Annotated in this window: 10 protein-coding genes; 1 reads left to right on the forward strand and 9 read right to left on the reverse strand. The window is 51.0% G+C overall.

Features of this window, described 5'->3' with window-relative positions; translation table 11 throughout:
* Positions 1 to 4: 4 nt before the first annotated feature.
* The 5 genes from ABE504_RS13200 to ABE504_RS13220 all read right to left on the reverse strand — a co-directional run bounded on the left by ABE504_RS13200 (position 5) and on the right by ABE504_RS13220 (position 3,863).
* Positions 5 to 496, reverse strand: coding sequence for a zf-HC2 domain-containing protein (locus ABE504_RS13200; RefSeq protein WP_430088942.1), 492 nt, complete (start codon positions 494 to 496; stop codon positions 5 to 7).
* Positions 493 to 1,035, reverse strand: a complete 543-nt coding sequence (locus ABE504_RS13205) for an RNA polymerase sigma factor (RefSeq protein WP_430088945.1) — start codon at positions 1,033 to 1,035, stop codon at positions 493 to 495. Before ABE504_RS13205 ends, ABE504_RS13200 begins: the two co-directional genes overlap by 4 nt.
* A 21-nt stretch (positions 1,036 to 1,056) precedes the next feature.
* Positions 1,057 to 1,671, reverse strand: coding sequence for an efflux RND transporter permease subunit (locus tag ABE504_RS13210; RefSeq protein ID WP_430088948.1), 615 nt, complete (start codon positions 1,669 to 1,671; stop codon positions 1,057 to 1,059).
* Between the two features lie 345 nt (positions 1,672 to 2,016).
* Complete coding sequence (locus ABE504_RS13215; RefSeq protein WP_430088951.1) at positions 2,017 to 2,493, reverse strand: GNAT family N-acetyltransferase; 477 nt, start codon at positions 2,491 to 2,493, stop codon at positions 2,017 to 2,019.
* 485 nt (positions 2,494 to 2,978) lie between these two features.
* The gene (locus tag ABE504_RS13220; RefSeq protein WP_430088953.1) at positions 2,979 to 3,863 is read right to left on the reverse strand and encodes a LysR family transcriptional regulator; all 885 of its coding nucleotides are present in this window, start codon (positions 3,861 to 3,863) and stop codon (positions 2,979 to 2,981) included.
* Between the two features lie 171 nt (positions 3,864 to 4,034).
* Here ABE504_RS13220 and ABE504_RS13225 point away from each other — a divergent pair, with 171 nt between their 5' ends.
* Entirely contained in the window at positions 4,035 to 5,231 is a 1,197-nt protein-coding gene (locus tag ABE504_RS13225) for a CynX/NimT family MFS transporter (RefSeq protein WP_430088957.1), read from the forward strand.
* A gap of 32 nt (positions 5,232 to 5,263) precedes the next feature.
* Here ABE504_RS13225 and ABE504_RS13230 read toward each other — a convergent pair whose 3' ends face one another.
* The 4 genes from ABE504_RS13230 to ABE504_RS13245 form a co-directional block, all read right to left on the reverse strand.
* Positions 5,264 to 5,725 (reverse strand): DUF2269 family protein, encoded by a 462-nt coding sequence (locus ABE504_RS13230; RefSeq protein ID WP_430088960.1) that lies wholly within the window; start codon positions 5,723 to 5,725, stop codon positions 5,264 to 5,266.
* Positions 5,726 to 5,740: 15 nt separating this feature from the next.
* Positions 5,741 to 6,469, reverse strand: a complete 729-nt coding sequence (locus ABE504_RS13235) for an NAD(P)-dependent oxidoreductase (protein ID WP_430088962.1) — start codon at positions 6,467 to 6,469, stop codon at positions 5,741 to 5,743.
* A gap of 194 nt (positions 6,470 to 6,663) precedes the next feature.
* On the reverse strand, positions 6,664 to 6,996 hold the full coding sequence (locus tag ABE504_RS13240; RefSeq protein WP_430088965.1) for a winged helix-turn-helix transcriptional regulator: 333 nt from the start codon (positions 6,994 to 6,996) through the stop codon (positions 6,664 to 6,666).
* 443 nt (positions 6,997 to 7,439) lie between these two features.
* The gene (locus tag ABE504_RS13245) at positions 7,440 to 13,187 is read right to left on the reverse strand and encodes a polysaccharide lyase family 8 super-sandwich domain-containing protein (protein ID WP_430088968.1); all 5,748 of its coding nucleotides are present in this window, start codon (positions 13,185 to 13,187) and stop codon (positions 7,440 to 7,442) included.
* Positions 13,188 to 13,245 lie beyond the last annotated feature (58 nt).

Below are 13,245 nucleotides of genomic sequence, written 5' to 3' on the forward strand. Positions count from 1 at the left end.
ATGATCATCCTCTCTCCATTGACGTAGGCTGCAGTGCTCTTCGAAGTAAATAGATCGATGCGCTTAGAACGCATATAGACACGCCACCCACCGTTACAGATGCCAATGGAATCGTCGATATCGCCTGCATCATCATGTAGAGAACGACTACGAACAATCGCGCGAAACTATGGAAAAGCTTAATAAACAAACTTCCTGCCGTAATCCCCAATACGCTCAAAAAGAGGGCTGCGATCAGCGGCAATGTTAGCCAACGTTTCGCCCTTGTAAATTGCTGTCTCTGCTCCAGCGTTTGCATGACTTGGTTCTCGAAAGCAATTGGAGCTTGAATAGATTGAAAAGCATCTTTCATCTCCGCTTGCATGGCCAACCATTCCTTCAAAAGCGCTTGGCACGATTCGCAATGCTTGAGATGCGCTTCAACAGCTTGCTTTTCCTCTATGCTTAATTCATCGTCCACGTAGGCTGACAATTGATCCTCAGGGTGATGGTTCATGGCTGCTCCCCCTTTCTTAATTCTTTCCGCAGCGCCATCCGAGCCGCAAATAAGCGTGATTTAACGGTTCCGAGCGGCACGTGGGTCACCTGAGCAATCTCCTCATAACGATACCCTTGTACATCATGCAAAAGAATCACCTCCCGATGCTCAGGAGAAAGCCGGGCCAGCGCCTCCTCCATCGAGAGCTTTTCGAACGGATCCGGTGTCACCTCATCGATCATCATCGTATCATGAACATCCGTTTGGAGATCACGATCCCTCATCCGTTTTTTCAACCGATTCTTGGCTAGATTAGAAGCAATCCGGAACAGCCATGCGGTAAAAGCAAATTCACTTTCAAGTCCCGCGATCGCGGAATACGCCTTTACAAATGCTTCTTGCGCGATATCTTCGGCATCCATACGATCGTTCAACATGCCAAACGCATAACGATATACAGGATCTTTGAAATGCTTGACGAGATGAGCGTAAGCCTCTTTATCCCCGCGCTTGGCACGATGAATGATCTGATATAACTCCTCGTCCACTTGTTTCATCCCCTGGCAAAGTTCAAATGTTTAGAGCTGCTCCACACTTCGCCGATTCCTTTGAAGCCATTCATAGATAATCGGAATGACCACAAAACTATTCAGTGTAGAAGTAATCATCCCCCCGATGACAACAATACCCAGAACTTGCGAGATCACGGTATCGGCGTGGTGGGTTAGCGCAAGAGGCACAAGGGTTAATACGGTCGTACCGGCCGTCATAAAGATCGGTCGTACCCTCGACAGGCTGCCGTCCACAACTGCTTCTCGAACCGTCATCCCGGCTTTCCGATTGCGTTCAATTTTATCGATGAGAACAATCCCGTTCGTGACGACGATGCCAGTCAGCATTAGAACGCCGATGAGAGCCGCGAGATTCCGTTGACCATGGATCAGATATAGCGCGATAACGATACCTGAAAGGGCCAGCGGTATGCTCATCAGTACGGCCATAGGCGCTCTCCATCCTTTGAAAACGAAGCTTGTGATCATGAGAACCAGCATAATCGATACCACGACAGCAATGCTCATTTCAATGATCATCTGGGTAATCTGCTCGGTGATCCCTCCCGTGGAATAAGTAACGCCGGCAGGCAGCTCGAGCTGGGACAGCGTGTTGCTGACAGCTTTGGAAACCTGGCTCATGTTCGTTGACGTAATCCGCGCTCCCGTTTGACCTGATCCGCTTGATACGAGGATGCCCTCATTGAGACCATTAAAGTCGTATTATTCATACCTGGCAGGTTATCTCGCTGCATTTGAAAGGCGGAGGCGCCTCCCCACGCTAAAATAAGCAAAACGCAGATCAATATAATCGTAGAACGCTGCATGAACGCTTCAACTATTCGCTTCATATTCATGTCTCCACTCCTGTATAGAAAGAAAAGACCATCATCTACGCGAGAATGTTCATTGCTTTTCAATAAAAAAAACGCCCAATTTATGTGTCGGTTTGGATGGCCCTGTTTGCTCACTCTATCGTAGATCGTTTCAGAGCGGCAATACGGTGATTAGCTCGTCGCCAATCGTTTCGCCGTTGTCGCGGAATCCGAAGCTTTCATAAAGCCTTTTGGCAGGTGAGTTGTCGGCCTTATAAGAAATCCAGCAGTAATGTGCAGGCCCGGCCGGGAAAGTGCGGATAAATTCCAAAATTGTTCGCACCGCTTCCCGACCGTATCCCCGGTTCTGGTGGTGCTTGTCAATCATCAACCGCAAGATGCAGTAGCTGTCGTGTGCGATGGACGGAAGATCGTATCCGGTAATTCCATAAGTCAACATAACAAAACCGACCGGCTGCCCCTCCGAGTAAATGGCAAATGGAAATGGATGTCCCCCATTGGTTGTAAGGACATAGCATGAAGCCACGCTTGACAGATTGGAAGCAACGAAGCGCCTTTGTTCCTCTGTTACTTCCAAGTTAAATATGTCGCGTCGATTGTCCAACGTTATCTTTCTGAGCGTAATCATGAGGTCTTCTCCCTTCACCCTTATCGTTTAGCGTCGCGGTCGCATAACTAACATACAATTTTCTCCAAAAAATGAATAGACTTATGTTGAATTTTTTTATATACTATTATGTACTCATGTCTTTTTAGGGTTCTCCACTTTCGCATATTAGCAAAATTGTTAACTGGCACAGTGATGTGCCGGTCTTATTTTTTTCAACGCAATCTAACCCCAGAGTAGGCATCAAGCCTGCAAAAAAGCAGGCATTTTCCCTTCCCCATCTTGATCCGATGAAATGCCTGCAAAAAGGCAGGCATTCTGGCTAAGAACCCTCACTTTGGGCGAGTTCGGCCCAAAAGCCTGCTGAATCGCAGGCATTCTGCGAAAAACGCCATTTTTATGATAAAAGCCTGCCGATTCGCAGGAATTTCCCTCAGATCTCTTCGACAAGTACCTAGTAGTTGCCAACTATGATGCCACCTTAGCCCTGCCCTGGCCATCCAAACTCATTGTTCCTTCAACTGCTCCTCCGCAAAATGAATAAAGGCACGCGCCGCATGATTGAGGTATTTGTCTGAGCGATAAATGATGCTCATCTCCCTGACAGGCGGATAGTCGCGAATCGGGAGAAAGCGCAGGTCCAGGCTGTCAATAGAGGCCAGAAGGGAATTCGCGACGATGCCCACCCCGATATTGGCTTTGACGAAATGAAAGAGCGATGGATTGGAGCTAGTCTCCACTACTACATTCAGGCTGAACCCATGCTGCTGGCACCAGCTATCTATAAATTCTCTGCCCCATAGCCCCTTGGGATACGTGACGATGGGCAGCGTCTGCAGATCGGCCAAAGAAATCGATTCGGCCCGTGTCAACAGCTCGTGATCTTTGGACACGACGATCCCATACTCCTCCCGGGCTAAGGGACGAACGACCAACCGCGGGTCGAAAAGAGGCTTCACCGCGATGCCGATATCCACCTCTGAGCCCAATACCAACCCGGTCAAATCGACCTCCGAGATGATCTTTAGCCGAATTTTCGGATATTGTTGGAAGAAACGAATAAACATCGGGGTGAGCCGATAATCCAGTTCCGATGGCAAGGCCCCGACGCTCAGGTTTCCCCCATTCTGACGATAAAGATCATCCATCTCCTGAACCGCGTTGCTGAGATTCTGCATGACCATCCTGGCATGCTTCTTCAATATTGAACCCGCGTCCGTCAGCTCGATGCGCTTGCCAATCCGGTCGAACAGCGGCATTCCGATCTTTTCTTCCAACGCTTTAATCGACAAGCTCAAATTCGGCTGGGAAATCCCCATTTTCTCCGCCGCCTTCGTAAAATGCAGTTCCTCACACACCGCCATAAAATACTCTAATTGTCTAAACTCCATGGTCCCCGCTCCCGCTCCTGACCGAACTAGGTTTCAATCATTTGAATTACTAATGGTTATTATAAGTTCAATATAATTGATAAATACTCTTTCCTCAAGTAAGATGTGCTCACTGGCAATCACGAAGTGGATAGGGGTTACGCCAGTATAGATAGAAAGGGAGCAACCGTCATGAAAAAACACATCCTTATCGCAATCGCCTTGTTTGTAGCCTCGCTGAATTTACGTCCGGCGATCAATTCAATCGCCCCTTTGCTGGATAGCATTCGGACAGATCTCGGAATGAGCGGGGCCGTCGCTAGTCTGCTCACCTCCATTCCCGTGCTCTGCATGGGACTCTTCTCTCCCTTCGCCGTGAAAGCCGGCCACAAGTGGGGAATGGAGAAAGTCATGGGGGTATCTCTGATCATTATCGCGGTCGGTACCTCCATCCGCGTGTTCACGAGCTCCGTCTTCTACCTGCTCATCACCGCCTTGGTCGCGGGGGTTGGAATCGCCATTATCGGGCCGCTGTTGGCAGGCTTCATTAAGAAGCATTTTCCCAAACATGTTCCTTCGATGATCGCCGTGTATACCGTCGCCCTCACGTTAGGGGCCGCACTCGGTTCGGCGCTGTCCACGCCGTTACAGAATATCTTCGATTCCTGGCAGTACGCTCTGGCCTCTTGGGCTGTCGTCGCTGTCGTTGCCGCCGTTCTCTGGTGGTCGATCGTGCATCCGCATGTCGCAAGTCTGAAGCCTGCCGCGGGAGCGGCTAGCGCCAAACTGCCATGGGGGAACCGCAAGGCTTGGCTCCTGACGCTGTCCTTCGGATTGATGGCGATGCTGTTCTACTCGTATACCGCATGGCTGCCCCAAATCATTCAAGGCATGGGCTATTCAAAAAGCTATGCCGTGACTGCTTTGACCTTATTTGTCGTCATTCAAATCCCGGTAAGCCTGCTGATGCCCCTTCTGCTCAAAAGGTTCCCGTCCCGCCGGTTGTGGTTGGTCGCCTCCGCCTTGATCGAGCTCATCGGGCTTGTTCTCCTGATGCTGAAAGCCCCACCCTCCGTTGCCGCTTCGTTTATCGGAATTGGCGCCGGCGGATTGTTCTCCTTGAACCTCCTGCTTCCGATTGACGCAACGACCAATGCGCAGGAGGCCGCTTCGTGGTCGGCCATGGTGCAATCGGCCGGCTACGTTATCGGCGCCACCGGCCCGATCCTAACTGGCAAAATCCACGATGCCACCGACAGTTATGCGTCCGCCCTCGTTGGTATGATGGTCATCGTGCTGTTGATGATCGTCGTCCAGTTCGCGGCTACAGCCGCTAAGCGCGGACAAATCAGCCCCCAACCAGTAAAACCACCATTTTTCTCTGCATAAGAGAAAAGTGGTGGTTCAAGGTTACCGCTTCCTTAGAATGGTTTAAGGACCATAAGTACGGCTATGGCAATCACAAGCAGTTGTGACGCCGTCTCGATCGGTACGAGCTTTTTCATCAATCGACCGAGCTCGGAGGGGACTTCATCCCCTTTGCTTTGACTTATAGATACAAGCGCCATCATCTTTTTCATCCGCGGCCCGATCAATCCCTCGAGCGTAGCGATCATGAGCAGCGCTAAAAGAATCGATATATTCAGCCACATTTGTGATAATCCCATCTTTGTAAGGAGCATGAGCCAAATACCCGTAATAATAAGCACGGATCCGCCAATTTTAGGCAGGATGGCAAGCTTATTCGTTAAATCAAAAGCAAAGCGCAACTGGCCGACGGTTCTAGCGGACCTTCGAATGAAGGGCACCACGAAAGCGTGACCGATAACCGCGACAGAAGACAAGATATGAAAAACGAGGAGCCATCCAAACAAACTGTTCATCCCCCTTGTTGTTCCTTAGTTCACCGAACTATGGCTGTGATAGGCGATACCGACCCTTTTTTTCTTAAAAGGCCCTCCGAGCTCGAGATGATCCAGCATGCATTTCACGACATCCTCATAAGCAACATCCAGTTCTTGAAGTCGACTGAACAGGTAACCCGCTAGATCGGCCTCGGATAGTTCCTTGATCGTCTTCGGAACGGCGAGGGGCAAGGTTTCCATTGTCACATGCGGATGAACCGATGCCGCAGCCTCTTTTGAATCTACCATCGTTCCCGGACACATGATTGACCAATCAAGCTCGGACTGCAGCAGCCGTTCAAAATTCCGGTTGTGATTCTGAAATGCAGGCGGGAATCCCGGCAGATTGTTGCCAATGAGATCCGTATTTGGAATATTGAGCAGGCCGGCACCTCCCATAACCCATACCCTCCCGGAAAAACTAGGGTGGATTTCACATTGGCTGATAATGTTATCAACGAGACGAACGAACTCATCCCCTTGACCTGCATGGCCGGCTGCAATAATTGCGGCGTCTTGATGCGAAAGCGCTTCGCCGACGCTAAGTGGATTTAAAATATCGTCCACGACCACCTTCACCTGCTTGACGGAACGTTCATCTTGCTGTTCATAAAACTTCTCGGCGTTTCGCACGAATGCGGTCATTTCATATCCCATTTGGATCCCTTGTTTAAGCGCCCTTCTCCCCGTATTTCCCGTTGCTCCGAAAACAATAACTTTCATCATTTTTTCCTCCTTTATCCTGACTTCCGATTGTTCATCTCTGGATTGACTCAAGCTTAGCATCGTTTAGAACTCTTGATAAGAACGCACTTTCATGTAGGGTCCTTACTTAAAAGTAAGTATTAAGCGGCATGCGGGTCCACGACGAAAAAGCCGCCAGGGCAAACCCCGTGGCAGCTTGTGCTATGCGTCTTTTAAGAAGCAGATTCTTCGTGTTTCCGCTTATTATGGTTTTCTCCCCAGGCACACATGACTTCTGCTACAGGAATCAATGTTTGGCCATATTCACTGAGGGAATATTCTACTTTTGGAGGGACGGTGGGGTAGACCGTTCTATCGATGATGCCTTCTCGTTCCAAGTCGCGCAGATGTTGAGAAAGCATTTTTTGAGAAACGTCAGGTATAAGTTTTTCCAGATCGTTGAATCGCTTGCTGGATGGTATCAACTGCCATAAAATCATTGGTTTCCATTTGCCGCCTAGCACATGAATGAGTGTCTCCACTGGACATTCAAGCTGATGAATCATTGATAGATCATCCCCTTACCTTTATCGCTTAGAAAAATTTTACAGCAAGTTTGCGATTCGGTCAATCAAAGTCTTATTTGTTCGTCGAAATAAGCGAATTCGCGTCGTTGCCGCTGCACGTGTCCATGAACTGGAAAACCTCCAGTATACTTCGCCCGGAAACAGCTCACGTGCCGACTATACTGGAAAACCTCCAGTTCATTTCAGTAGTTTTCGGAGAATTGCTGCCAAAACGGCAAATGTACGGGAAGAATTCCAGTTCAACACCCCCATTTGATCGAAAATGCGAAAATGGCCTGGAGAAATTCCAGTTCATTGGAGGAGCGGTGGCAGGTCGAAGTTAGGCAGCCTTCTTATATAGAAAATCACCCTGCACCTGGTCCAATCGACCGGTGCAAGGTGATTATGGGATAAAGCGGTGTTACGATTCGCAAACTTTCAACCTAGTTCAGAAGATTCGCGATCACTTGCGTGCTTTCCGCTCGGCTCATCGAGGCTTGCGGCGCGAATAGGTCGTTGCTGCGGCCGCTGATCAGGCCCAAAGCTTGCGCAGCGGCCACCGCCTCCTGCGCCCAGCTTTGAATCTGGCTCTGATCGCCGAAGGCGATCTTGCCAGATGCAGCTGCGCTCTTGCCATGCAAGTAGGCATACGCGCGAACGATCATTACGGCCATCTCTTCGCGCGTCACGTCAGCATCCGGCGCAAAGGCGATGGCGGTGCGCCCGGACACGATGCCCGCTGCACTTGCTTTCGCTACGGCATCGGCGTACCATGCCGCTTCGGCCACATCCTGGAAGCCCGCAGGGCTGCTTCCCTCCGTCAAGCCCAGTGCGCGGGCGAGCATCACCGCAAATTGCGCGCGCGTGACGCGGCCCTGCGGATCAAAGTTCGCGCTGTCCACGCCATCCAGAATATGCTTCGCCGCCATTTGTTTAATCACGGCATGCGCCCAGAAGTCGGCGGCGACATCGGCAAACGTTTTGTTATACGCCAGTACCCCGTAGGAAGAGAAATGACTCACCTGGGCGGTCATCGATTCGCCATTCAGCTTCCCGCCGATATATTCCAGCTTGCCGTCTTCCGCCATATAGTAAATGCCGAGCAAATCCGGATTTGCCTTCGGATCTACCTTAAATGTAAGCACCAGCGGCGCTTTGAACGTCCGAACCGCCGTCTTCGTGCCATTCGGTGCAACAATATGCAGCTCGAAGTTATACACTTCGCTGGCTGTTGTCACTTGGACACCGGTAGGAGGGGCCAGCTTGCTTATCGAATTGTTCGCAAGGGCAACAACCGAAATCTGAATTTGCGCTCCGTTCCCAAGAGTACCCGCCGCCGCTTGAATACCGCTTAAGACTTCCTTGGGAAGGGCAATGGACAAACTCGGCAAATCCAGTTGGAGTGTATGGTCGCCCAACTGACTGGCAACATCACTCGGAAGCACCACAGTTTCAACGTGCTCGGGTACTCGGACGACTACGGTGTTCCCGTCCTTCCCCTGTACGGCATCTGCACCAAGCACCAGCGTCTTCGCTGGCGCCCCTGGTGCAGATGTACTCGGCGGCGTCACCGTCGACGACTCTGTACCTGTATTGTCGCTGCTATTCGAATTGTCGGATGGAGGCGCCGTAACTACCACATCACCTTCAACTTTCCTGCCGAAATCAATAACGACTTTGCCAATTTGCGGATTCCAAGGGTTGACACTCGTGTTGCGGAAAGCAACCTTCAGATACGTCATTCCTGCTGGGATGGAGGAAGATTGATAGACGATTTTACTCCAGTAGGTGCTATCCGGAAGCTGCGGTCCGAGGTTGATCTTTTCCATCGGAAGCTGCTGAAAACTGACACCATCCCCCGAGCCATACACGCTAAAATCGACCGTCGGCTCGCCTTGCCAATAATAGCTCGTCATCTGATAAGACGTTATCTCCAGTGGCATTCGATACATAATCTCTTCCTCGGTGCTAGTTCTCCTGGTGAGCCGCCCCGTGTCTCCGTACATCTTATCGCTATTGGCTGTGTCAATCTTCATATCGGTTCCGTTCTTGTACAACTGACTAAACGAACTCAGCTCATCGATGAGTTGGCCGGGAATCACGACAACAGCCTTCACGGACTTCCATTCGTAAATTGCCGTAATCTCCGCCAGCCCGCTGCTTACCGCCGTCACTAAGCCGTCAGCGCTAACTGCAGCAATGGCGGGATTGGAAGAAACGTAGCGTACGCCGTCCGTTACATGTCCTAACGATTGATTATTGTAGAAAGCCGTTACAACGGTTTGATGTGTTTGCCCTACGGCCAACTCATAGGAGGTACTGTCCAATTGGAGGGATGAAACGGTCTCCACAGGAACACCCAGCTTCAATCTGGCCTTCATGGTTTTTCCTGCCGCCTGGTTCACATATACCTTCATTTTGATCGTCGGATAAATTTGCGTGACGGTAACGTTCGGATCCGAAGACAGAACCGCTGCCGCACCTTGATCAACCTCAATCTCGAGACTGCCAGACTGCGCTTGCGTAGGATCGGAGACGCCAATCTCAAGCTCATCTCCAATCTGCCGGACCATGACGGAAGATTGGCCTGATGCCGTGATGCCTCCCGCTGTCTGGACTTCATCCCTCCAGAAATTAGCTGCGGTGATTTGCAGCTTATTTTCTCTTACAGCCTGCACCGTCGGACTGTTCACTAGAATGTCTACGTCTGGATTAACGGCATATTGTCCGACTTGGGCTGCCGTTTGGTTCGGAAGAAATACATATTCGTACGATTGATTTGCCGGGTTAGCCCCATGATTAAGCCACAGTGTCGCATAATTCCGCGTAATGGGCTCTGTTGTTCCGTACATTTTGTTCAAGCGGTTCCATGTACCGGTTCTTGCTTCTCTTAATCCGTTAACTGTCGCGGATTGCGGGAAGTAATAACCTCCTGTCCCTTCGAGATGAATCCAATTCACGTTATTCATTTCCTCCTGCCACCCCAGGGTGGAGGACTTCACCGTGCCGTTAACCGTTAGCGCCTGATTGCCTTCTGCATTCAACATCCGGTTGTCTACAATCGTTTCGATGGGACGATTATCGGTGGATTGAATGCCTGCACCAAGTGCGACGATTTCGTCATCGAACATAAACCAGGACTTTTTAGCCGTAAGTGTCGAGTTGTACGCTTTCAGATCCATGCCGGCTGCGCCGAATTGATTGTCGAGCTCCGTTCCGCCAACCCAGTTATTCGGGGTCAGCTTATTCGCTTCCGACTGATTCTCCGGGCGTACACGTGTATCTACCGTCGTGCCTGGCATGCGATACGGATTCACAGTCGGCCAGAAGCCATCCGTATAGGGACTGGCATCGCCGTTATAAAAATACGTTGTCCCTTCTCCTGCATACCAGCCGGTGTTGTTCTCATCATTGCCTTGCTCGTAGTTCAGAATTCGGCTTGAATCCATGGCGAGCCCGAAAGCATAGTCAGTTCCTGTATGGACGACCCTGTCCATGCTGGCATAATTGCGATGGATGGCTGCTGTTTCCCGCGGTTCGATGGCAGGATTCTGCATGACATTCTTGGCTAACGAAATCACATTAAGCGGTAAATCTTTATACAAGCTCTGTGCTTCCGCTTCTCCTTGAATCCAACCTTTCACCATACGCTTGTAGGCTTCAGCCTGAGGAGCAAATCTGCTCAATTTGAGAATCGCTGCGATAATGTCATGACCTGCGTTCAAATCGGTCTTCTGCGGCCGAGATATTTCGCGGCCTCTCACCATATCCATCACTGCGCCTTTATACATAAACGGGTCGAAGCTGTCAGACACCGTTTGAAACAGGAACTGTTTGGCATTCGGATTTAAGTCCCATTGGGACTGATCGAATACATACACCAGGTCGCTTAAGCTGGACAGCAGCGACTTGCCGTATCCACCCGTATACGGGTGAGCCACATGGGCAATAAAAGAACCGTCAGCGTAGAAGCCATCGCTATAAGTTACATATTGCAGCACATCCTCAAGTGCTTCTTTGGCCAACAGGAGTAAGGCACTATCTTGCGTAATCATGCCTCGTACGGCAACTGAGGTTGCCCGCCACACCCGGTTGGCTCCCTCATCGGTATACCCTACGCCATTGGCAGGCGTGGGACAAGCGTTGGCAACGGCATCCATATAATGCTTCCGTTGCTGAGGGGTCAGCTCGTCATACAGCAGTGTTGTGATATCCGTCACTTGCATCGGGGTGGCAATTTGGAAGTTATAGAATTCGTTATTGTACCCCTCCAGTGTCGAGGACTCATTGAACCAGTTCGTATATAACCAATCCATCGCACTTACAATGTCCTGTGCAAGCGTCTCATTCTGATACAGACTGCTGCCTGCGGTTGCGTAGGCGATCGACATCGTCCGCAGTCTGGCATAGCTGGTAACGAGCGACGTTGAATTTGGCGTGCTTAAATCGCTCCAAATCGACGTACGCGTCGGCGCTTTAAGCATCGAGCTCCAGAGCGTTTGCGCCGAGTTCGTTAACTTTGTCAAGGCCGCTGCCACATCCGTATCATTCAGATCCAGTGTTTCGCCGCCGATCAGCTGCGCTTTCCATTTCTCTCGCATCAGACGATACGCATCCGTCACTTGCACTTGCAAGCTGACTGTTTGGCCCGCAAATTGAATTTGAATCTGTGCCGCCCCCTCTGAAATCGCCGTTAATTGGCCTCGCGTGTTCACCGTGGCAACACCGGGTTGATCGGAAATGTAGGCAGCCGTATACGTTACATCATGGACCGTGGCATCCTGGAAAACTGCCGTGACAGACAGATCGCGAGTTTGATGCAGTTCGATCTGGAAGCCGGGCGCTTCACTGACCTGAATAGCTTGGACTTGCGCTGGCTCCACCACCATGACCGTCGTCTGCGCGACTTGACCTTGATAAGTAGCTGTAATCGTTGCGCTGCCTGCTTGCAAGGCACTTATCCCTCCAGTCTGCGCCTCGACGGCAGCAACCTGAGGCGCGGATGAGCTGAAAGAAGCGCCGCCCGTAATCACTTCCGTCGTTCCCCCCTCATACACGGCCTGCAGCACCGTCTGATTGCTTGTACCAGCCGTCATGTAAAGCTGATTCGGACTGAATTGAATATGATCCAGTCGTTTGCTGACGGTTACCGGCACCGTTGCCGACTTTCCTTGATAAATAACCGTGATGAGGGCGGTACCGATGTCCACGCCTGTCAATTGTCCCGTACTCGCATCGATGGAGGCGATGTTCGGATCGGATGACACGTAAACCGCATCGGCCGGAAGCGCCATAGACGATTCATCTGCAAGCACGGCGTGGGCAACCGCTGCCGTCTGGGAACCGCTGTTTACGGAATATGCCGGCTCAGCGAACGCAATAGAGCTTATCACCGGCTGCGCAGTTGGGACCTCGATCAGTTGGATATCATCGATATAATGATAGCTCCCCGCTATCGCTGCGGTCGTATCCGATAGATAAATCGTGATGGTCGTATAGACGCCTGAGTTGAACGTCCCGCTCGTGTACGCTTGCCAAGTCGGGCTGGCGTTGTTGGCTGTCTGTACACGGCTGTTGCTAAGTTCCACTGCTGCCGCATCATTCCTTGCATAGACACGAAACCCGCCGCCGCTCTTGGCGTAGAAGCTGAGCTTGTAGGTTGTATTCGGCAGCACGGGAATATTCACTTTCTTGGAATTGCCGAAACTGGCTTGTGAAGTAAGTCTTAATGATTTGCTCCCTGTGTATTTCTCTTCTGTAACGATCGCAGAGGCTGAGCCTACACTCCATCCGGCTGCATCCTCTTCAAAACCAGGATTGACGAGCGAATTGACGGTCACCACAGCACTTGCCGTCATACCCTGATATAACGCCGTTACGTAAGCGTTTCCAGCATAAGCCGCTGCGGTCACGACGCCTGCGCTGTTCACCGTCGCCACTGTCGGACGAGACGTGTAGAAGCTGGAATGCGCAGTCACATTGGCTTCACTGCCGTCGGCGTACTGGGCGGTAACGACGGTAGCATGCGTCTTGTTCCCTGACAGCGTATAGGCATTCGAGTCCAGACGAATGGAAACCAGCTCAGAGCCCGAGCTGGCGTGAGCCGTAGGGCTGCTCCATGTCGTTATTCCAGCTAGCTGAACGAATAAACAAATGATGAGCAACACAGAACTTGCGGGCTTGCTTCTCATTCAATTCCCTCCTGTTTGTTAGGGGAGTACTTTACATCGTAGTCAAACGCGGATCACT

The sequence above is a fragment of the Paenibacillus oryzisoli genome (assembly GCF_050467285.1).
GTDB lineage: Bacteria > Bacillota > Bacilli > Paenibacillales > NBRC-103111 > Paenibacillus_E > Paenibacillus_E oryzisoli_A.